The 20,660-nt window shown below is 71.5% G+C and carries 17 protein-coding genes and 1 pseudogene; 15 read left to right on the forward strand and 3 right to left on the reverse strand.

Going from position 1 to position 20,660, the window contains the following annotated elements:
- Window positions 1-26 precede the first annotated feature (26 nt).
- On the forward strand, window positions 27-371 hold the full coding sequence (locus ACSRUE_RS38170) for a helix-turn-helix domain-containing protein (RefSeq protein WP_441287868.1): 345 nt from the start codon (window positions 27-29) through the stop codon (window positions 369-371).
- A gap of 42 nt (window positions 372-413) precedes the next feature.
- On the opposite strand, the gene scpB is transcribed toward ACSRUE_RS38170, so the two are convergent.
- Together scpB and ACSRUE_RS38180 are read right to left on the reverse strand one after the other, a co-directional pair.
- Complete coding sequence (gene scpB / locus ACSRUE_RS38175) at window positions 414-2,021, reverse strand: SMC-Scp complex subunit ScpB (RefSeq protein ID WP_441287869.1); 1,608 nt, start codon at window positions 2,019-2,021, stop codon at window positions 414-416.
- Window positions 2,008-3,540, reverse strand: a complete 1,533-nt coding sequence (locus ACSRUE_RS38180) for a segregation/condensation protein A (RefSeq protein ID WP_441287870.1) — start codon at window positions 3,538-3,540, stop codon at window positions 2,008-2,010. The genes scpB and ACSRUE_RS38180 overlap by 14 nt, the downstream gene beginning before the upstream one ends.
- A 125-nt stretch (window positions 3,541-3,665) precedes the next feature.
- On the opposite strand from ACSRUE_RS38180, the gene ACSRUE_RS38185 reads away from it, so the two are divergent.
- The 4 genes from ACSRUE_RS38185 (at window position 3,666) to ACSRUE_RS38200 (ending at window position 8,604) form a co-directional block, all read left to right on the forward strand.
- Complete coding sequence (locus ACSRUE_RS38185; protein ID WP_441287871.1) at window positions 3,666-6,002, forward strand: protein kinase domain-containing protein; 2,337 nt, start codon at window positions 3,666-3,668, stop codon at window positions 6,000-6,002.
- A gap of 10 nt (window positions 6,003-6,012) precedes the next feature.
- On the forward strand, window positions 6,013-6,855 hold the full coding sequence (locus tag ACSRUE_RS38190) for a hypothetical protein (protein ID WP_441287872.1): 843 nt from the start codon (window positions 6,013-6,015) through the stop codon (window positions 6,853-6,855).
- Window positions 6,856-6,984: 129 nt separating this feature from the next.
- Entirely contained in the window at window positions 6,985-7,833 is an 849-nt protein-coding gene (locus tag ACSRUE_RS38195) for a MaoC/PaaZ C-terminal domain-containing protein (RefSeq protein WP_437769092.1), read from the forward strand.
- Window positions 7,834-7,884: 51 nt separating this feature from the next.
- Complete coding sequence (locus ACSRUE_RS38200; RefSeq protein WP_441287873.1) at window positions 7,885-8,604, forward strand: peptidylprolyl isomerase; 720 nt, start codon at window positions 7,885-7,887, stop codon at window positions 8,602-8,604.
- Window positions 8,605-8,676: 72 nt separating this feature from the next.
- Here ACSRUE_RS38200 and ACSRUE_RS38205 read toward each other — a convergent pair whose 3' ends face one another.
- A complete protein-coding gene (locus ACSRUE_RS38205) occupies window positions 8,677-9,837 on the reverse strand; it encodes a DUF6599 family protein (protein ID WP_437769094.1) in 1,161 nt (386 codons plus the stop codon).
- Window positions 9,838-10,001: 164 nt separating this feature from the next.
- Here ACSRUE_RS38205 and ACSRUE_RS38210 point away from each other — a divergent pair.
- The 10 genes and pseudogenes from ACSRUE_RS38210 to gcvPA all read left to right on the forward strand — a co-directional run.
- Window positions 10,002-10,154, forward strand: a pseudogene (locus ACSRUE_RS38210) (pilus assembly FimT family protein); the annotation flags it as partial.
- The gene (locus ACSRUE_RS38215; protein ID WP_441293176.1) at window positions 10,155-10,685 is read left to right on the forward strand and encodes a pilus assembly FimT family protein; all 531 of its coding nucleotides are present in this window, start codon (window positions 10,155-10,157) and stop codon (window positions 10,683-10,685) included.
- Entirely contained in the window at window positions 10,682-11,287 is a 606-nt protein-coding gene (locus ACSRUE_RS38220; protein ID WP_441287874.1) for a type IV pilus modification PilV family protein, read from the forward strand. The genes ACSRUE_RS38215 and ACSRUE_RS38220 overlap by 4 nt, the downstream gene beginning before the upstream one ends.
- A gap of 62 nt (window positions 11,288-11,349) precedes the next feature.
- Window positions 11,350-12,657 carry a PilW family protein gene (locus ACSRUE_RS38225; protein WP_441287875.1) on the forward strand — a complete coding sequence of 436 codons (1,308 nt, stop codon included), beginning with the start codon at window positions 11,350-11,352 and terminating at the stop codon, window positions 12,655-12,657.
- Window positions 12,651-13,250, forward strand: coding sequence for a hypothetical protein (locus ACSRUE_RS38230; RefSeq protein WP_441287876.1), 600 nt, complete (start codon window positions 12,651-12,653; stop codon window positions 13,248-13,250). Before ACSRUE_RS38225 ends, ACSRUE_RS38230 begins: the two co-directional genes overlap by 7 nt.
- A gap of 16 nt (window positions 13,251-13,266) precedes the next feature.
- On the forward strand, window positions 13,267-16,890 hold the full coding sequence (locus tag ACSRUE_RS38235) for a pilus assembly protein (protein WP_441287877.1): 3,624 nt from the start codon (window positions 13,267-13,269) through the stop codon (window positions 16,888-16,890).
- The gene (locus tag ACSRUE_RS38240; protein ID WP_441287878.1) at window positions 16,887-17,429 is read left to right on the forward strand and encodes a hypothetical protein; all 543 of its coding nucleotides are present in this window, start codon (window positions 16,887-16,889) and stop codon (window positions 17,427-17,429) included. Before ACSRUE_RS38235 ends, ACSRUE_RS38240 begins: the two co-directional genes overlap by 4 nt.
- A 96-nt stretch (window positions 17,430-17,525) precedes the next feature.
- Window positions 17,526-18,647: a glycine cleavage system aminomethyltransferase GcvT gene (gene gcvT, locus ACSRUE_RS38245; protein ID WP_441287879.1), complete on the forward strand. Its 1,122-nt coding sequence runs from the start codon at window positions 17,526-17,528 to the stop codon at window positions 18,645-18,647.
- 88 nt (window positions 18,648-18,735) lie between these two features.
- A complete protein-coding gene (gcvH, locus tag ACSRUE_RS38250; RefSeq protein ID WP_441287880.1) occupies window positions 18,736-19,137 on the forward strand; it encodes a glycine cleavage system protein GcvH in 402 nt (133 codons plus the stop codon).
- 56 nt (window positions 19,138-19,193) lie between these two features.
- Window positions 19,194-20,558 carry an aminomethyl-transferring glycine dehydrogenase subunit GcvPA gene (gene gcvPA, locus ACSRUE_RS38255; protein ID WP_441287881.1) on the forward strand — a complete coding sequence of 455 codons (1,365 nt, stop codon included), beginning with the start codon at window positions 19,194-19,196 and terminating at the stop codon, window positions 20,556-20,558.
- Window positions 20,559-20,660 lie beyond the last annotated feature (102 nt).

Below are 20,660 nucleotides of genomic sequence, written 5' to 3' on the forward strand. Positions count from 1 at the left end.
TTTCGAGGCCGCTACCCTCGCCCCGCATGGCCCCCGAGGACATCAAGAAGCTCCGGCAGGAGCTCGGCTGCACGGCCCGCGAACTCGCCGGAGCGCTGGGCATCGAGCAGGAGACCGTGCTCGCATGGGAGCACGGAGATCTCTTTCCCACGAAGCGCTTCGTGGGAATGATGGAGGAGCTGCGACGAAAAGGTCCGGAGGCGATCCCCCGCAAGAAGAAGAGGCAGATCGCCGCCTCGCCGCTCCAGGTGCTCGCCGATCCCGAGCTCTGGCGGCTCTTCCGCAAGCTCCTCGCCCACCCCGAGCTGAGGAGCGCCGCAACGAAGCTGGCCGAGGCCTATCCGGATCCGACGGATGCTCCACCGCCGTGAGCGACGGGGCGACGCGCTGAACGTTCAGACAAGGCGGAACGTTCAGTCTTCGTCCTCGTCCTCATCCTCGTCTTCGTCCTCATCCTCCTCGTCTTCGTCGTCCTCATCCTCCTCGTCGTCCTCGTCCTCGTCGTCCTCGTCGTCCCCGTCCTCGTCGTCCCCGTCCTCCTCTTCGTCGTCCTCGTCCTCGTCCTCGTCCTCGTCCTCGTCCTCGTCCTCGTCCTCGTCTTCGTCGTCCTCGTCGTCTTCGTCGTCTTCGTCGTCCTCGTCGTCCTCGTCGTCTTCGTCGCGCCGTTCCTCCGCGACGTCGTTGGCGTGCTGGAAGGCGTTCTTTTCAGCAGGCTCACCAAGCCCTGCGTCCGCTCCCACGACAGAGATCTCCTCAGACATTTCGTCTTCCCTTGCTTCCATCGCGACCTCTCCCTCCCCCGGCGCAGCAGACGACGCGCCGACGTCTTCCGATAGGTTCTCGCCCGCACTGGCGACGCTCGTCCGGAGCGATCCCTCCGCGCCGGCGAAGCTCTCCTGTCCCGGTGTCACCACCCCCGTCTCGGGCGGCTCTTCGCCGAGCTCACGCTCATAGGCACGGCGCGACTCCTCGGTCAGCTCGGTGAACTCGCGCAGGGTGGGCAGCTCGCCGAGCGCCTTCAGGCCGAAGAACTCGAGGAACTGCGCCGTCGTGCCGTACAGCATCGGGCGCCCAGGCTCGTCCTTCTTGCCCAGGATCCTCACGAGGTCACGCTCCAGGAGCGACTTGAGCGCCGCGCCGGAGTCCACACCGCGGATCTCGTCGATCTCGGGCCTCGTGATCGGTTGCCGGTACGCGACGATCGCGAGCGTCTCGGTCTGGGCGCGAGACATCTTGACCGGCTTCTGCTCTGTCACCTCGCGAACGAAGGGCGCAAATGCGGGGCTCGTTCGAAAGACGTACCCTCCGGCGACCTCGTCCAGACGAAATCCTCGTCCGTCGTACTCCGCGACGAGCTCGGCCAGCAACTCTCGCACGACGCGGTGCTCTGCGTTCGCCGAACGCGCGAGATCGCGGGCCGGCACCGGTCGCTCCGCCACGAAGATGAGCGCTTCCAGCACTCCCTTCAGGTGCTTGCGCGCGACGGCAGAGAGCCCGGGCACCGTGGTTGCGCTCCGGACAGGAACGTCGGCGCGGCGCGCCGGATGACCGAGCTGGCCCCATGCGCCGGCGCGGAAGCGGGCGACCGGATCTTGCCGTGTCCCTTTCGGCGCGCGCGGCTCCTTCTTCCCGCCCCTCGGCCGCTTCGTTCCGCCGAGCCACGCGTGCGCCGCCGCCCTCAGCCGCGCCGGCGTGGCCTGCGCGCCTGCCTTCGCCGGCGTGCCCTGCCCTGCCGTCTTCGGCGCGCGCGGCTCCTTCTTCCCGCCCCTCGGCCGCTTCGTTCCGCCGAGCCACGCGTGCGCCGCCGCCCTCAGCCGCGCCGGCGTGGCCTGCGCGCCTGCCTTCGCCGGCGTGCCCTGCCCTGCCGTCTTCGGCGCGCGCGGCTCCTTCTTCCCGCCCCTCGGCCGCTTCGCTTCGGCGAGCCATGCGTGCGCCGCTGCCCTCAGCCGCGCCGACGCGCCCTGTCCTGTCGTCGTCTTCGCTATGCGCCGCCGCTTCGCCGCGGCATCAGCCACCGTCACGGCCACTCCCTGCGTCTACTTCATCCACCTCTGTCGGCGGCGCTGCGAAGTCCTCTGCTGTCGAGCGCGCGTCCGGGCCCACAACCGCATCGCGCTCCGCCTCTTCCGGAGCCGGACCGGCATCGGCTTCCACAGCGTCCACCGCCGGCTCGCCCCCGGCGACGTCGTGCGCACGGTTCGTCTCCTCCGCCGTCCCGGGAAGCGCCGTCCCCGAGGCTTCGCCGCGCGATTCCTCAGCCGGCTCGGCCAGCTCCGGGCCCGTCGGTTCGCCCACGGGATCGATCAGCTCCGGCCATGCCGGTTCGCTGCTCGACGCCTCCGCTGCCTCCGCGGGCTCCGGTTCTGCCTCCACGACGCTGACGTCCTCCATCGGCTCGACCTCCGGTGCGCCGCTCGGCGCCCCCGCGAGCTCCGCTTCCGACGGTCCTCCGTGCGTCTGCTCGACCGGCTCGACGAGCTCCGGCCCAGCCGGCTCGCTCCGCTCCACCTCGACCTCGACCTCGGCGGCAGCAGGCGGCACGCCTGCCTCCTCGCTCCCCGCTGTCTCGATCCGCTCCGCCACCGGCGCGCCATCCTCGAATCCGTCATCTGCGACCGGCGCGCCGTCGGCGACCGCGAGCTGGATGTGAATCGGCGCCAGCGAGTCCGTCTGATGGACCCGGATGAGCCTCAGCTTGCACATCTCGAGCACGGCCAGGAACGTGATGACGACCTCGAAGCGCGGGATCACTCCCCCCTTCGAGACGCTGTCGAGCAGCAGATCCTCGAACCGCATGGCGCGCCGCGCCGAGAGCTTCTCCGTGAGCTCGACGATGCGATCCGTGATGCTGATGCGATCGAAGACGACCTCATGATCAATCTGGACGTTCGTCCGCTTCAGCACGCGCTCGAACGCGTCCAGCAGGCTGAAGATCGCCGTCGGCGCGAACGGAGCCGGGCCCTTCGGCACCTCGATCTCGCTCATGCCGCGCGAGAACACGTCGCGCCCGAGCGTCCCGCGCTCGGCCAGGTCGGCCGCGGCGACCTTGTACTTCTGGTACTCCAGGAGCCGCCGGACGAGCTCCTCCCGCGGATCCTCCTCCTCACCCGGCATCCCGTCGTCGTCCTGCCCCGCAGGCACGCTCGGCAGGAGCATCTTCGACTTGATGTGCGTCAGCGTCGCCGCCATCACGAGGTACTCGCTCGCGAGGTCGATCGAGAGCGAGCGCATGATCTTCAGGTACTCGAGGTATTTTTCCGTGACGAAGCTCACGGGGATGTCGAGGATGTCGAGCTCGTGCTGCTGGATGAGGTGCAGCAGCAGGTCGAGCGGCCCCTCGAACGTGGGGAGCGTGACGACGTACTCACCCTCGCGCGGCCCTGCATCGGCCGCCGGCGAGGCGACCTCCCGGGGCGGCGAGGCGGCCTCCCGGGCCAGCGAGGCGGCGGCCTGGCGCGCGGCGGGCGCAGGGGCGGCGCCCGCGTTGCCGCGCCCTTTCCCGCTGCGCGCCCGTGCTGCACCCGCCTTGGAGCCGCTCACGCCGCGACCGTAGTCGCAAGGCGCCGGTCGGTCCACGCCCGAGCGTCCTCGGGCGCAGCGGCGCGCCGAAACGCCGCTCCGTCCGAGAATTTATGGCGGGAGCGGTGCTAGGATCAGCGCCGTCGATGGAGCCGTCCCCCGCGAAGAGCTGCCCCTCGTGCGGCGAGCGCTACGACGCGGGCGTCCTCTACTGCCCGCGCGACGGCACCCCGCTCGCGAGCTCGCGCAAGAGCCCCACGTTCGGCGCCGCGGAGCGCGACCCGTACGTGGGCATCACGCTCGGGGGGCAGATCCAGACCCGCCACCTCATCGGCATCGGCTCGATGGGCCGCGTCTACCGCGCTTTCCAGGCCGGGATCGAGCGTGACGTGGCCGTCAAGATCCTCCACCGCGAGCTCAGCAGCAACGCCGAGCTCGTGAGCCGCTTCCACCGCGAGGCCAAGATCTCGAGCCGGCTCGTCCACCCGAACGTCGTCCAGGTCCTCATGACCGGGAGCGTCCCCCCCACGGCCGACCCCCGGATCGGCGGGGAGCTCTACCTCGTCATGGAGCACCTCGACGGCATCTCGCTGCTCTCCGCGCTCGCCGCGGCAGGGGCAGGCGGCGAGAGCGAGGCGCTGCCGCTCCCGAGGGCGCTCCACATCGCCCTCCAGGTGTGCGACGCGGTCGGCGAGGCGCACGCCCAGGGCATCGTCCACCGGGATCTCAAGCCCGAGAACATCATGCTCGTCCGCCGCGGCGAGGACCCGGATTACGTGAAGGTGCTCGACTTCGGCATCGCCCGCCTCGACTGGGCCGACAAAGCGATGACCACCCAGGCGGGGCTCATCTTCGGCACCGCCAAGTACATCTCGCCCGAAGGCGCCGAAGGGCAGCGGGTCGGGCCCCCGGCGGACGTCTACTCCATCGCGACGATGCTGTACCAGTGCCTCGCGGGGCGCGCCCCGTTCGAGGGCGACTCGCCCGTCGCGCTCCTGGTCCAGCACACGCACGCCCCGCCCGCGGACCTGCGCAGCATCGCGCGCTCCAGCTACGTGCCCGAGCCCATCGCGCGGATCGTGATGCAGAACCTCGCCAAGAAGCCGTCGGAGCGGGCCCCCGACGCGCGCGCCCTCGGCCGCGACCTCGCCCTCGCCGTCCGGGCGAGCGGGCTCGACCCCGATGAGATCGCCGCCCAGCCCGGGCTCCTGCGCGCCAGCGCGGTCATGAAGCTGGCCTCGAAGTCGCGCACCAAATCGCTCGACCTCTCCCCCGCGCTCGCCGCCCAGATCGGCGGCATCGCCGCGCCGACGCTCGAGAGCGCCCACATCGGCGACCTCGATCCCCGCCTCCCGGGGGGCGAAGCAGCGCGCTACAGCGACCCCGCGTCGTACCGCCGCGAGAGCGACCCCGCGTCGCATCGCCGCGAGGAGGAGCGCTCCTCCTCCAGCGGCGTCGAGCGCGCTTCGTTCAGCTCGATGAGCTCGGCGCCCTCCTGGACCACGCCGCTCGCAGCGCCGTCCCAGCCCGAGCGGCCTTCGAGCGGCGCGCGGTCCGGCGGCGCGTTCGCCGAACCGGGGGAGCGGCTCGACGCCGGAGCGCGCGCCTCGTGGAGCGCCGCTCGCCACGGCGGCGCGGCGGACGAGCCCGCGCGCACGGCGATCGGCCTCGGCATCGATCCCATGCGGGACGCCGCGCCCGTCCCGTCGACCATGCAAGGCGTCGAGTCCGCGGCGCGGCCGCTCCCCCGTCGGGCGATGATCGCGCGCGCGACCGCCCTGCTCGCGTGCGCCAGCGCGGTGGGGTTCGTCGTGTTCCTCGGCGGGCGGCACCTCGGCGCCTTCGGGGGGCCGGCCGCGCGCGACACCCTCGAAGCACACATCGAGCGCGCGCGCGACTGCATGGGCAGGCACGCCTGGGACACCCCGCCCCGCGAGAACGTCAAGGAGATCGTCTCGCAGGCGCTCGCGCGGTGGCCGGGAGACGCGCGCCTCGCCGAGCTCCGCCGCGAGTCGTCCGAACGCATCGTCGCCGACGCCCTCGGGCGGAAATACGCGGGCGACAGGGCCGGCGCCATCCGGCTGGCGAAGCTCGCGCTCGAGCTGCAGCCGGCGCTCACCACCGCCCAGCACCTCGTCGCCGAGCTCTCCGGCGGCCCGCCGGGCGCCGCCCCGGCGCCGCCGCCTCAGGTCGCTCCACAGAGCTCGGCGCCGCAGGTCGCAGGCCCCGAACGCAGGCCTGCGCCGCGCCGCCCCGCGCCGGCCGAGGTCCGCGGCGCTCCCCAGGGCCAGCCGCCGGCGCCCGCCCCCCGGGGCGCGCCGGCCCCGTCTCCGACGCCGGGCGGCGCGGGTACGCCCGACAGCACAGGCGCCGCCTCGCCGCCGGCCAGCGCCGCGCCTGCGCCGGTCCTTCCGCCCTCGCCGCCGCCGCTGCCCACGGACGCCGCCTCGCCGTTCCCCTCGTCGACGGGTCCTTGGTTATAATCCGGAGAAGGTGAGTCCAGCCGGCCGGTACCTGACGTCGCAAGCGCCCGCCAACGCCCGCGCCGGGCAGGGCGGCCGGGCAGCGCTGGCGGGGCGTGGCAGCGCGCGAGCGACGAGCGCGCGCTCGCGCGGCGCCGCGTGCGCCGCCGCGCTCGCCGCGCTGCTGATCTCCGCCCCCGGCCGGGCCGACGAGAGCAGGGCCGCCCGCCGCGCCGTCGCCGCGCGCGAGCGCGGTTTCCCCTACACCATGGTGGAGGTGAGCAGCGGCGTGATGACGCTCCCGGGCGCCGACGTCTGCCCCGTCTCGCTGGCTCCGGGCGCCTGCGAGCAGGGCGAGACGAGCGTCTCCCTCGGCATCCACAACCTCTACCGCTTTCGCGACATCGGCTTCGGCGCGGGCATCTTCTGGGCGGCGACGCTGACCTCCGACGCCGCGCGCGGCGCGCCCGGCCTCGAGCGCGATCACGCGCGCAGCTACTTCATGCTCGACGGGCTGTTTCGCTACTACGCCCTCCGCGTCCGCAGCTCGGAGTGGTGGGCCGGCGTGACGATCGGCGGCGTCGTCGTCAACGACTCGTGGTCGGTCGAGGCCGATCGCAACCCGTACTCGGACACGGCGTATGTCGGGCCCAGGGCCGCGACGCTCGGCACCGAAGGTGTCGCCGCGGGGCTCGCGATCGGCGGCGACTGGGCCTTCGCCGACAACTGGAGCGTCGGGAGCCACATCCGCTACTCGAGCTGGTTCCTCCCCGAGCAGCGCAAGGTCTCCCCGACCGGCGATCTCGCCTCGCTCTCCCAGCGCGTCGACATGTTCAACATCGGCGTCCTGATCGCGTACCGCCTCGCGCTCTGACGCCGCGCCATGCGCCGCCTGCGGCGCATCACGCCCTGACGCCGCGCTCCGCTCGGCGGGCGGCAGTTGACGCGACATCGCCAGGTCGGTACGCCTGCCCGGCCGTTTCCATCCTGCGAGGAGCCCCCGATGCCGCTGAATCTCTCGAAGGTCGGCTACACGACCCAGCCCAGCGCGTTCACCTTCAACTGGAAGACCCTGGCCACCTACGCGCTCGGGATCGGCGCCAAGCGCGAGGAGCTCGAGTACCTGTACGAGGGCACGCCGGGGGGCATGAAGGTCTACCCCACGTTCGGCGTGATCCCCTCCCAGGGGACCGTGTTCGAGGCGCTCGAGGTGGCCGGGGCCGAGCTGGCGCTCATCGTCCACGGAGGGCAGACGCTCCGGGTGCACCGCCCGATCCCGACGAGCGGGACGCTGTTCACGACCGCCACGCTGGCGGGCATCTACGACCTCAAGAAGTTCGCGCAGGTGATCGTCGAGACGAAGACCACGCTCGACGGCGAGCCGCTCTTCGACACGGTGTGGTCGATCATCGTGCGCGGCGTCGGCGGCTTCGGCGGGCCGCGCCCGCCGCACGCCGAGTCGGAGGCCCCCGTGCCGAAGGACCGCGAGCCCGACTGGGTCGTCGAGCAGGCGACGGCGCCCGAGCAGGCGCTGCTGTACCGGCTCTCGGGCGACGAGAACCCGCTGCACGCCGATCCGGAGGTCGCGGCGAAGGCGAGCTTCACGCAGGGCCCCATCCTGCACGGCCTCTGCACGTACGGCTTCGCGGCGCGCGCGATCATCCAGAAGGCGGCGGGCGGCGACGCGAGCCGGCTGCGGGCGTACGGCGCGCAGTTCCGCAAGCCGGTGTGGCCGGGCGACACCCTCATCACGCGGGGCTGGGCGCTGGCCGGCGGCAAGGTCGCGGTGGTCACCTCTGTCAAGGATCGCCCCGATCCGGTGCTCACGAGCGCGTGGGCGGAGATCGGCTGACGGCCGGCGTGGTCGCGTGCTAAGGGCCGAGGCCCGGATCAGGGAAGCGTTATGAGCAAGACGAGCGAGAAGGACAGGGCCAAGGACGACGAGGACCTCGACGACGAGGCCGAGTCGACCGACGAAGGCAACGACGACGACGAGGAGGAAGAGGCGAAGGCCACCGCGGCCCGCGGCCGTGGACACGGCCACGCGCACGACGACGACGACGCGGAGGACGACGGCGCCGAGCCGGAAGATCCGTACTGGTGGGCGCCGCACGCCGTGCTCAGCGCGCTCGTGCTGATCGGGCTCCTCGGCTTCTTCGGCATCTTCAACAAGACGCCGCTCGCCCGCCTCGCGGCCCCCGTTGCCCCGGAGCCCGACGAGCACGAGCACGCCATCGCCGCCGCTCCGCCGCCCGCTCCCACGCCCCGCCCGGCGCAGTCGGCGCAGGCGCCGAGGGAGATGTTCGGCGCGAAGCACCTGCTCGTCATGTACAAGGGGAGCCGCCGAGCGCCCCCGACCGTCGAGCGCACGAAGGACGAAGCCAAGGCCCGCGCGACCGAGGCCATGACGAAGGCCAAGGCCGATCCGAGCAAGTTCGCGGACGTCGTGAAGGAGTACTCGGACGAGCCGGGCGCGGACAAGCGCGGCGGCGACCTCGGCAAGTTCCCGAAGGGCGCGATGGTCCCGGAGTTCCAGGCGGGCCTCGAGAAGATCAAGGTCGGCCAGGTGAGCGACCTCGTCGAGACCGCGTTCGGCTACCACGTCATCCTCCGCACGCAGTGAGCGCGCGGCGCCACCGGGGCCGCGGCGCCGCAGCGTCGCGAGCCCCGGGCGGCTCGACCCCTCCCGCTGCGGTCAGCGCGCGGGCGCGGTGACGAGCTTCTTCAGCCTCGCCGTCTTCTCTTCCTTGGTCAGCGTCAGCTTGGCGTGCTCGTCGGCCGTCATGCCGTTGCGGAGCACGCGGGCCTCGTCGCCGACGCCGTAGACGGTCTTGTCGGCGCGCGCGAACACCCACTCGGTCGCGGAGCCCTCGCCGTCCTTGTTCATGAGGCGCACCGAGCCGTCGCCGATGCCCTTCTCCCTGGCCGCGCCCGGCAGCTTCGCCAGCGTCGACACCACGTCCTTGGCCTGGTCGACGTCGTCGCGCACGACCGCGACCACCCGGTAGCGCTTGTCGACCTCCTTGTAGTAGCCGAACGCCCCGGGCCCAGCGCCATCCACCCCGAGCACGTCCTTGGTCTCGTAGCGGATCCCGAGCGGGATCATGTTGTCCTTGGGCAGCGCCGCCGCGGCAGGCGGCAGCGACGGCTCGCCGGGCAGCTTCGCGCCCATCTCCTTCACGAGCCCAGGCAGGACCTTCTCGCTCGACGACTTGAGCGCCGCCTCGGCCAGCGCCTCGTCGTTGTAGGTGATCTCGGCGAGGTACTGCCCGCGCCAGAGGTACGCGTTCCCGACCCCCATCGCGGCCGCGCCGCCCCCCTCGATCGCGCGGGGCGTCGCCTCGTCGGCGGGGTCGCCGTCGCCCACGGTGCGCTTCGTGAACATCCCGTAAGCACCCTCCGTGGATCCGAATTTCGAGAGGTGGACGTCGACGGTCGCGGAGCCGCCCTCGCCGCTCACGTACCGCGCCTCGACCACCCGCCGCACGCCGAATCCCTTGTAGATCTCGCACTCTCCGTCGAACATGTCGCAGATGCTGTCGAGCGGCAGGGGCGCCGATTCCCCGAACGTCTTCTCCCCGCCGTTCGGGTCGAGGCAGAACCCGCCCGTCGTGCGCGGGAAGAACGGCGCGCTCGCCGCGTCGCCGATCGTCCCCCCGCCGCCGGCGCAGGCGGCCGGCTTCGCGGCCGGCGGAGGCGGCGGCGGCGCGCCGAGGGGCTCTTCCTTCTTGCTGCAGCCCGAAGACAGCGCGGCCACGAGCGCGCCGGCGAGCAGCGCGCAGCTCCGCGCACGGGAGCGCGACGGCTCCCCGGGGCACGCGCGGGTCGCGCGGGTCGCGCGGGTCGCAGCTGACACGCTGTGGTCCAATGGGCCTCTCGGTGAACACCTTTCGGGCGGGAATCGCATGGCCTGTTCGCCTTGCACCTTTTTTCATAGCGCCGCAATCGTTAGCGCCCGCGGCGAATCGCTTTGAGAGATTCACCATGAAGTTCAATGACTTAGCGGCCACCTCCGAGGGCATGCGGCTTGCCTTTGCCGATCCTTTGGTGCGCCCTCCCTCCTGTTCGCGACCTCCTCCTCGTGATTCCGATCGACCGCGGGCCTGCGCTCCGGGGCAGCGCGCGCTGCGCCGCCGTGGCGCGCGCGGCTTCACCCTGCCGGAGCTGCTCGCGGTGGTGGTCCTCATCGGCATCCTGGCCGCCGCGGCGTCGCCGAGCTTCGTGAGCGGCATGCGCGATCGCCGCGTGAACCGCACCGCGATGGAGATCAGCGGGATCTACCGGCTCGCGCGCTACCAGGCGATCGGGCGCGGGGCGGCGGTCCTCGTGCGGTGGACCGCCTCGACAGGCGCGTTCCAGGTGCGGCAGGCGCAGGTCGACAACATCGCCGCCGGCGCGCTGATCGCGACGAGCTGCCTCAGCGTCGCCGACTGGATGGACCCGGCCCAGACCGACTCGGTCACGACGCTCCAGACCATGGGCATCGACCTGGCGGCGATGCAGCTGCTCGATCCCGCCGGTGTGGCGCAAGACAACGCCGACGTCTGCTTCACGCCGCGGGGGCGGACGTTCGTCCGCTACGACGCCGCCGGGGCGTTCGCGCCGCTGCTCGGCGCGCTCCGGGTGAACGTGACCAACACAAGGACCGGCCTCCTGCGCTCGGTCTTCGTCCCGCCGAACGGCGTCGCGAGGCTCGGGCTGTGAGCGCGGCGCGTGCGAGGAGGGCGGCGGGCCGCGGCTACACGCTCATCGAGGTCATGGCGGCGCTCGGCGTGCTGGCGATCGGCGCCACCGGGGTGCTCGCGCTGCAGAAGGCGACGCTCATCAGCAACACGAACGCGCGCAACCTCACGATCGCCAACAGCATCGCCATCACCTGGGCAGAGCGGCTGCGGGTGGACGCGCTCCAGTGGAACGATCCCATGCGGGTGCCCGACATCAGCAGCGACACGGACTGGCTCGCGCTCAGCACCACCGCCCCGTTCACGAAGGTGACCCCCACGGAGATCACCGCGCTCGGGTCGCCGAGCGCCGACGTGCTCGGGGCCGACATCTACCCGGGCGACACGTCGGCGTCCGCGTTCTGCACGCACGTGCGCTTCCGCCAGTTCACCGATCCCGTGTCGGGCACGCCGATCTGGGACAGCCTCCTCCGCGCCGAGATCCGCGTCGTCTGGGAGCGCAGCGGGGACCCGATCAACTGCACGATCACCACCCCGTTCGACGTCGACACGGACCCGGGGCGCTTCGGCGCGGTCTACCTGACGACCGGCGTGCTCCGGAACACGAGCGAGGACAGGCGATGACGACGAGCCGACGCACCACCCGCCCGCGCGCGCGCGCCTCAGGACAGCGAGGCTTCACGCTCGTGGAACTGCTCGTGGCCATGGCCGCCGGCCTCGTCGTGTCGCTGGCGGCCTTCCTGCTCTCGAAGAACGCGACGCGCTTCTTCCAGAACGAGGCGAGGGCCTCCGCCTCGCACCTCGCGGCGACGATCGGGCTGAACCGGCTCACCGCGGACCTGCAGCGCGCGGCCTACCTCTCGTCGCCCAACATCCTCCAGGACCCGGAGGTCTGCCAGGTCCCGGCCTCGCCGGTCGGCCTGGCGCGCCTCGCCGGGATCTCGATCCTCGGTCGAGGGTCGGAGCTCGCCCACGGGGCGGAGCTCAACCAGAGCATCGCCAACGGGCTGCACCCCGACTCCATCATCATCGGCGGCAGCTTGAACAGCACCGAGCTGTTCGAGTTCAGGAAGATCAGCGATGAGTCGGGCAACTGGATCGTCGAGCTCAACCCGAACAGCTCCGCCGTGCAGCGCACGCTCGCGCGCGAGCAGGGCGGCGGGCAGAGCCTGACCCAGATCTTCGCGCCTCGCCGCTTCCTGCGCATCATGGTCCGCGGTCAGGAGAAGTTCCTGTACGGCGTCATCGATCAGGTCAACGTGGTCGGCACTCCGCCCCTCGAGATCCGCATCATGCTGAAGGCTGATCCCGGCCTGCCGACGCTTGTCGGGCTCGCCGATTGCGGCGTGACCCCCGGCGGCTCCACCGGCGACGGAGGATGGGTGAACGTCGTCTCCCGCGTCCGCTACGACATCCGGAGCCTCCGCGGCAAGGGGACGCCCTACGACGCTCTCGTGGCGCCCATCACGACGGAGCTCGGGACGCTCACCGGCGACAACGGCCGCACAGAGCTCGTGCGGGTCGAGCTCGGCGAAGAGGATCAGGAGCTCCCGGGCACGCTCGAGCTCATCGCGGAGTACGCCGTCGATCTGAAGTTCGGGATCTCCGTCGCGCAGGAGAGCACCGTCCCTGGAGTGACCAACCCGCAGATCACGCGGTATCCCATCATGGCGACCGACAACGCGCTCGTGTACAGCACCGCCGCCGCGCTCGATGCTGGACCGCCCGGCACGCCGCAGCGCGTGCGGTCGGTCCAGGTCCGGCTCTCGACCCGAACCCGGGCGCCCGATCGCGACGTCGCCCTCACCTTCCCCGGGAGTTCCGATGGCATGGGCCCCGATGGCCGCAGGTTCAGGTTCCTGATCCCCGGTGTCGTCGCCGGCGCCGACATGTACATGGACACCGCGCCCTCCGGATCGCCGCCGGTCTACGCCCGGATGCGCACCCTCTACGCCGACATCGCGCTCCCCAACCAGGCCTACGTCCCATGGTGAACACAAGCATCGCCCGGTCCCGACGGCGCTCCCGCGAGCGGGGCGCCGCCGTCTTCATCGTCGTGCTGGTCATCACGATGCTCACCGCGATCGGCCTGTTCGCGGCCCACGCGGCCACGCTGTCGACCATCGCCAGCGGCCACGAGCGCCGGATGACGCAGACCCACTATCTCACCGAGTACGCGATGCAGCTCGCGATCGCCGAAATCGAGCAGAAGGGAGGCCTGGAGATGATCCCCAGGTCGACGAACTGCTCGGTCATCACCAACGAGTGCTGGCCGCTCCTGCCGCACACGTTCGACGCGGCAGAAGAGCTCCTGGAGCCGCCCGCGGCCGGCCCGCCGGAGACGCCGGGGAGCCTTGGTCGCGCCGACGTCCAGTGGATCGCCAAGGTGGAGATCACTGATAAGATAAGGCCTGCGATAGGGAACCGCGCCGGCAGCGACATGGGCGGCCCCAACCCGGTGAGCGTCGATTACTGCACGGTCACCATGAGCGCGCGGCTCATCGCCTGGCCCGACGGCTCTGTCATCGCGACGGCGGGCAGCCAGGAATCCATGTCCGTCGTTGCCGATATCCTTTGCTCGAAGTGACGAACCGGAGCGCACGATGCGAAACCTGACGAAGGTCCTTGTCACCATGAGCTCCGCAGCGACGCTCGGCCTCGTCGCGGGGCGCGCGCGCGCGCAGGCCATGGATGTGGAGCCGCCGCTGCCCAACGTGCTCTTGCTCGTCGACACGTCGGGCTCGATGGAGAAGACGGTGGCGGGCGGGGAGCCGGACTGCAACCCGGGCACTCCCCCCGCCTCCGAGGCCCTGAAGAGCCGCTGGACGAAGCTCGTCGAGTCGCTCACGGGCCCGATCCAGGACTTCAGCTGCGTCGCGCAGCCCCGCACGAGCACCGCGTTCGTCAGCGAGTTCAGCCTCGGGGGAGAGCCGCCCTACGACAGGAACTACTACATCCCGTTCCATCGCATGATCTCGGGCCACTGCACGAAGGGCCCGGGGGCGACCTACGATCTGGTGGGAGAGCATCGCTGGGACAACGCGGCCACGCCTTGCACGACGCCGTTCACGCAGCTCAACGCCGGCCTGCTCGACGTCTACCAGGACCGGATCCGGTTCGGGCTCATGACGTTCGACACGCTCCCCGACGCGAGCACCGGGCTCCTCTCCGGCGCTCCCGATCCCGTGGGCGGCATGGAGGGGATGTGGAGCTACTTCCTCGGGTTCGATAGCGGCACAGGATACCCGGCGCGGGGCAACCCGCCCGCCTGCGCTCCCGCGGACATGGAGGTCGGCGCCAGGAACCCGTCCGCGCCGCTCTGGGAAGGGCCGCTCATCCCCTTCCCGACCTACACGGCGGACACCACCGAGATCCGCAGCGTGAACGAGAGCATCCAGAACGCGCTCATCGCGATGCGCCCCTACGGCGCGACGCCGCTCGCCGGGATGCTGTCGGACGCGCGCGACTACATCCGCGACGACACCTCGACCTGGAAGAGTCGGCCGCTCGGGCCGCGCGACGATCCGTTCATCAGCGGCGGCTGCCGCAAGACCTCGATCGTGCTCATCTCCGACGGCGAGCCGAACCTCGACCTGCGCCCGAGCTGCGCGCAGGGCACCGGCCCCGGCCCCGAATTGACGGGCTGTCCCTACGAGGAGCCGCAGGTCATCGCCCAGTCGCTCAACTCCCACACCAACCCGAACCGGCGCGTGCCGACCTATACCGTCGGGTTCGGCCTCTCCACGGAGGCGGGTACCGACTGCTCGACGATCTCCTCGGCCGATTTCCTGGCCGGCGGGCGCTGCGACGGCGCGTCCGGCGCGCTCAAGGCGTGCTGCACGCTCTCGCGCATCGCCATCGAGGGCGGGACCGACCGCGGCTATTTCCCGGACGACGCCAACGAGCTCTCCGCGGTGATGTCGCGGATCTTCGCGCAGATCGCCGCGAACTCGACGAGCCGCACCCTCCCCGTCTTCGCCAACGCGACAACGACCGCGAACAACGGCAGCACCGACGAGGGGGTCGCCTACCAGTTCGCCTCCTCGTTCAGCCCGCCGCCGGACGGCTCGCTCTGGAGCGGCAACCTCGAGCGCAAGCGCTTCGTCTGCGAGGCCGTGAGCGGCGTCATGACGACGCAGCTGAAGGACATCGACCCCGGCAAGGGCGATGACTTCGCGGCCAACGTCAACTCGAACACCGGGCAGCCGCGGCAGTTCTTCACCGTGATCGGCGAGCTGGACACCACCGCGCAGCGCATCTGGTCGAGCCGGAGCATCCGCCCCGCCGACGTCGCCACGGACGGGCTGGGCAGCTACGCGGGCACGATGACCAACGGCGGCGCGCTCGCGCAGGCGACGGCGTTCGCGACCGCTCTCTCCAGCGCGTCCCGCGCGCTCGATCTCGATCCCAGCGCGCCCGTCCCGCCGCAGTGCTCGGGCGGGCTGCAGGCGACCAACGCCGCGGACTGCGCCCGGCGCCTCATCGAGTGGGAGGTCGGCGCGCCGATGCCCTCGGGCGTCGCCTCCCGCGAGGGCAACGTGCTCGGCAGCATCTATCACTCCACGCCGGTCGTCGTGGGGCCGCCGAACGACTACATCCCCGACGAGTCCTACCGGGCCTTCGCGGAGAGCCCCGCTCAGAAGACCCGGCCGCTCGTGCTCTACACGGCGACGACCGACGGGCAGCTGCACGCCTTCCAGGTGGCCGCGGCAGACGCAGACGACGATCTCAAGGTGGACAAGGTCGCGAACAACGAGCTCTGGTCGTTCCTGCCGCCCCACGTGCTCCCCCGGCTGCTCGCGACGTTCAACCAGCAATCGCTGCTGCTCGACGGTGCGCCCGTCGTGAAGAACGTCGTCTTCGAGCGCACGTCGGCGCAGGTGAGCAGCGCCAACGCGACCTGGAAGACGGTGCTCGTCGCCAGCGGCGGCGCGGGCGGCAGCTTCTACTACGCGCTCGACGTGACGAACCCGAAGGCGCCGCAGTTCCTCTGGCAGCTCTCCACGGACGATAGCGGCACCCCACTGTTCGGCGACGCGACGCCGACGCCGGCGATCGGCATGGTGGAGATGCAGGACGAAGGCGAGATCAAGGAGATCGCGGTCGCCATCCTGCCCGGCGGCTCCGCCCCGCTCGACACGAGCCAGCCCGCGTGCAACCGGCAGAACGCGACGCCACCGCTCTTCCACCCGACGGGCACCCTGGAGGTCCGCGACTCGGTCCGGTGCTGGGGCAGCGCGGGCACGGGCGGCCCCGTCGGCCCGTCGCGCTCGCTCACGATCGTCCGGCTCGACACGGGCGAGATCCTCCGCACGTTCCGGGGCCGCGTCGACGAGGCCCCGGGCGGGCTCGCCTTGCGGACCACGCGGGTCGACTTCGACTCGCCGATCACCGGCGTCCCCGTGCCGTTCCCGGCGGGCGTCGGCGAGGTCGCCGAGCGCATCTACGTCGGCGACGCCGACGGGACGCTCTGGCGCGTCAGCCTGACGAGCACCAACCCGGACAACTGGACCGTGGACCTCGCCTGGGACGCGTACTCGTTCCCGGGCGACACCCCGGCGAGCAGCCAGCCGATCCAGACGACGCCGATCGTGAGCACCGATCCGCTCGGCAACAAGGTCATCCTGTTCTCCACCGGCGATCAGGAGGCGTTCACGGCGAGCGGCGCCATCGAGACGCGGGTCTGGTCGATCACCGAGCGACCGCACAACACAAGCCTCCGCTTCAGCGAGAACTGGGTCGTCCCCTTCACGGGCGGCGAGCGCGTGACCGGGCCCATCTCCCTCTTCAACGGCTGCGCGTACTTCGCGACGTTCAGGCCCGTCGCGCCCGGGACCTACGCGTGCGCGGACGGGCGCGGCGCGATCTGGGGCGTCGACTACCTGCTCGGCAACACGGACTCGCCCGCACTCCCGAACGGCTGCCTCGTCGTCGATCCGCTCGCGGATCCGGAGCGCTCCGAGCAGCAGTCGCCGGGCACGATCGTCTTCGGCGTGGCCGTGACCCAGAAGCCGACCTGCGTGGAGACGGCGGAGTACACCGATGACTACTTCGGCCAGCAGACGATCGTCCGGCACTCCACCCCGCCCGAGTACCAGCTCGTGTTCCACACCGGCGCCGCGGGCGACGCGGACGCCCAGGGGGGCGCGACGCGAACGAGCACGAGGACGCTGCAGCGGCCGCGCAAGGTCGTTAAGATCGACTCGTGGGCCACCCTCATCGAATGAAGCGAGCCAGCCTGTCGCGCGCCGCCGGCGCGCTCGCCGCGCTCGTCGCGTGCGCTTCGGCCGCGCCCGCCTGCCGCAGCGACGCCGGCGCGCCGGCGCCCGCGCCGCAGGCGAGCGAGGCCGCAGCCCCGAAGCCGCCGGTCGACCAGGCGCTGCCGGGCGAGCTCGCCGAGGGGACCGAGCAGGCGTTCGGCCTGCCCATCCCGCGCCGCATGAAGGTGCGCGCGCGCTTCCCCGATGCCGTCTTCGCGGTCGGGGAAATCCCAGCCGAGCGGGTGGCGAACTACGTGCGCACGCGCGTCCTCGCCGGAAATGTCGAGACCGGGCCTGCGAAGACGATCTTCTCGCGCGCCACGGTGAAGAGCGCGCCGCAGCGGATGATCCGGATCGAGGTCGTCTCGCGCACGCACGTCTCGGAGCTCGTCGTCCGCGACGAGACCCGGCCGCCCGCGGAGCAGGGCCTGTCGGTCGAGGAGCGCTGGCGCCGCAGCGGGCTCACGCCGACCGGCGAGGTGATCGATCCCACCCGCCTCGAGTGAGCGCGGCGGCGGCGGCCTCGACCTCCCGCGCCGCGGGGGCCGTTGCACCAGCCGGCGCCAGTCGACATCTCCGACCTTTCGAAGTAGATCGCGGCCGTGTCGACCAAGCCGCTCCCCACCGCTCCGCTCCGAAGGACGCCGCTCTACGACGAGCACATCAAGCTCGGCGGCCGCATGGTCCCGTTCGCCGGCTGGGAGATGCCGGTCCAGTACAAAGGCGTCACCGAAGAGCACAAGGCGGTGCGCACCGCCGCCGGGCTCTTCGACGTCTCGCACATGGGCGAGATCATCCTGAGCGGCGAGCACGCCGGACAGGTGGTCGACCACCTCGTCACGAACGACGTGAAGAAGCTGGAAGACGGCCACGCGCTCTACACGTGCGCCTGCAACGAGGCCGGAACGATCCTCGACGACCTCATCGTGTACCGGATCGACGCGCGGCAGTGGCTCATCGTCTGCAACGCGTCGAATCGCGACAAGATCTCCGCCCACATCCGGGGCGCGGCGCAGGGCCACTGCAGCTTCGAGGACGCGTCGGATCGCACGGCGATGATGGCGCTCCAGGGGCCGAAGGCGCTCGACATCGTCGCGCTCGCGGGCGGCGACGGCCCTGCGCTGCGCGAGCTCGCGCCGTTCCACTTTCGCGACGCGACGCTCGCCAACGTGCGCTGCACCGTGGCCCGCACCGGCTACACCGGCGAGGACGGCATCGAGATCTTCTGCTCGCCGTCCGACGCGCAGCGGCTCTGGCGCGCGCTGGCCGAGCTCGGCGGTCCGCTCGGCCTCGAGGCGACGGGCCTCGGCGCGCGCGACACGCTCCGCCTGGAGGCGCGCCTGTCGCTGTACGGCAACGACATCGACGAGACGACGAACCCCATCGAGGCGGGCCTCGGCTGGGTGGTGAAGCTCGACAAGGGCGATTTCGTGGGGCGCGCGGCGCTCCAGCGCATCAAGGACGAGGGCCCCGCGCGCAAGCTGGTCGGCTTCGAGATGACGGGGCGCGGCATCGCGCGCCACGGCTACCCGCTGCTCGACGTGAGCGGCGCGAAGGTCGGCGTCTGCACGAGCGGCAGCCCGGGGCCGACCGTCGGCAAGAACATCGGGCTCGGCTACCTGCCGGCGCCGATGGCGGCGGTAGGGACCGCCTTCCAGGTGGACTGCCGCGGGCGCACGGTCGAGGCGGTCGTGGTCAAGACCCCGTTCTACAAGCGGGCCTGACCCGCGCCGAGGCGCGCCGAGGCGGGCCGAGCCGAGCGACCGCGCGCGGCGACCAGAGATCCAGGTTGGCAAAGGGAGAAGAAGTCACATGGCGAGCGACAATGTCCGAACGGACCGGCGGTACACGAAGGATCACGAGTGGGCCAAGCAGGAGAACGATCTCATCGTGATCGGGATCACCGCCTTCGCGGTCGAGCAGCTCGGCGACATCACGCTGGTCAACCTCGACGTGAAGCCGGGCGACACGATCACCGCGGGCACGGCGTTCGGCACGATCGAGAGCGTCAAGACGCTGAGCGATCTGTTCGCGCCGGTGAGCGGCAAGATCCAGCGTGTGAACGCGGATCTCGAGAGCCGCCCCGAGCTCGTCAACGAGGACTGCTACGGCGCGGCGTGGATGATCGAGGTCGTGCCCTCGGACCAGGGCGAGCTCGGCACGCTCATGGATCCTGACGCCTACGGCGAGCTCCTGAAGACCGCGGCGCACTGAGCGCCGCTCCCCTCCGCGTTCTGCATCACCCTTCCCGTTTCCCGCTGCACAAGACCATGCGCTACCTGCCCCACACGCCCGAGGAAATCAGCGAGATGCTGCAGGCCGTCGGCCTGTCGTCGCTCGAGGAGCTCTACAGCGCGATCCCGAAGGAGGCGCGCCTCACGCGCCCGCTCTCGATGGAGCCTTCGCTCGACGAGGCCTCGCTCATGCGGCACCTCGAGGAGCTCGCCGAGAAGAACCGCGCAGCGCGCATGCTCTCGTTCCTGGGGGCCGGCGCCTACGAACACCACTTCCCGCCGGCCGCCGATCAGCTGCTGCTCCGCAGCGAGTTCTACACCGCGTACACGCCGTACCAGCCCGAGGTCTCCCAGGGCACGCTCCAGGTGATCTTCGAGTTCCAGACGATCGTGAGCGAGATCCTCGGGCTGCCGATCGCGAACGCGTCGATGTACGACGGCGCGAGCGCGCTCGCGGAGGCCGTGCTGATGGCCCGCCGGCTGACGGGGCGCGAGCGCACGGTCCTGTCCGGGGGCGTGCACCCCGACTATGTCGGCACGGTCGAGACGTACGTGCACGGCATCGGGTCCGGCAAGGCGTCGCTGGTCGGGGTCGACGTCGGCCGCGACGGCACGGCGGACGTCGAGGCGCTGACGCGGGCGATCGACGAGACGACCGCCTGCGTGGTGGTTGGCTATCCGAATTTCTTCGGCGTCGTGGGCGACATCCGGAAGGTGGCCGAGGTGTGCCACCAGAAGGGCGCGCTGCTGATCACGGTCACCCTGGACCCGTACGCGCTCGCGCTGCTCGAGTCGCCGGGCGCGCTCGGCGCCGACATCGCGGTGGCGGAGGGCCAGCCGCTCGGGCTGCCGCCGCAGTACGGCGGCCCCAACGTCGGGCTGTTCGCGTGCCGGAACGACCGCAAGTACCTCCAGCAGGTGCCCGGCCGGCTGGTCGGCGAGACGGTCGACAAACACGGGACCCGCGGGTACGTGCTGACGCTCGCGACGCGCGAGCAGCACATCCGCCGCGAGCGGGCGACGAGCAACATCTGCACGAACAGCGGCCTCTGCGCGACGGCGGTCACGATGCGGATGTGCATGCTCGGCAAGCGCGGGTTCGTGGAGGCGGCGAAGCAGTGCCTCGCGAAGGCGGAGCACCTGAAGCGGGAGATCGCGCGGCTCGACGGGTACTCGCTGCCGATGTCGGCGCCGACGTTCCACGAGTTCGTCGTGAAGGTCCGCGGCGGGGACGCGGGGCGGCTCACGCGGGCGCTCGCCGAGCAGGGGATCATCGCGGGGCTCGATCTCGGGCGGATCGACGCGCAGCGGCGGGACGAGCTGCTGGTCGCCGTGACCGAGCGGCACAGCCGCGCGGATCTCGATCGGCTGGTGGCGGGGCTCGCCGGGTTCACGGGCTGAAGCGGAAGAGGCGGGGCGGGTCGGGGAGTGCCGAGCTGCCCCGCCCCGGCCGAGCCCGGAACGCACCGGCGTCGCTGCGTTCAGAGCACGTCGGGCGCAGGC

The organism is Sorangium sp. KYC3313 (assembly GCF_052075895.1).
Classification (GTDB): domain Bacteria; phylum Myxococcota_A; class Polyangia; order Polyangiales; family Polyangiaceae; genus Sorangium; species Sorangium cellulosum_B.

What these genes read in the sequence shown, in the direction of transcription:
- ACSRUE_RS38185 (WP_441287871.1), top strand. Translation starts at nt 3,666, where the DNA reads ATGGAGCCGTCCCCCGCGAAGAGCTGCCCCTCGTGCGGCGAGCGCTAC.
- ACSRUE_RS38200 (WP_441287873.1), top strand. Translation starts at nt 7,885, where the DNA reads ATGAGCAAGACGAGCGAGAAGGACAGGGCCAAGGACGACGAGGACCTC.
- ACSRUE_RS38195 (WP_437769092.1), top strand. Translation starts at nt 6,985, where the DNA reads ATGCCGCTGAATCTCTCGAAGGTCGGCTACACGACCCAGCCCAGCGCG.
- ACSRUE_RS38230 (WP_441287876.1), top strand. Translation starts at nt 12,651, where the DNA reads ATGGTGAACACAAGCATCGCCCGGTCCCGACGGCGCTCCCGCGAGCGG.
- gcvH (WP_441287880.1), top strand. Translation starts at nt 18,736, where the DNA reads ATGGCGAGCGACAATGTCCGAACGGACCGGCGGTACACGAAGGATCAC.
- ACSRUE_RS38170 (WP_441287868.1), top strand. Translation starts at nt 27, where the DNA reads ATGGCCCCCGAGGACATCAAGAAGCTCCGGCAGGAGCTCGGCTGCACG.
- ACSRUE_RS38240 (WP_441287878.1), top strand. Translation starts at nt 16,887, where the DNA reads ATGAAGCGAGCCAGCCTGTCGCGCGCCGCCGGCGCGCTCGCCGCGCTC.
- ACSRUE_RS38235 (WP_441287877.1), top strand. Translation starts at nt 13,267, where the DNA reads ATGCGAAACCTGACGAAGGTCCTTGTCACCATGAGCTCCGCAGCGACG.
- gcvPA (WP_441287881.1), top strand. Translation starts at nt 19,194, where the DNA reads ATGCGCTACCTGCCCCACACGCCCGAGGAAATCAGCGAGATGCTGCAG.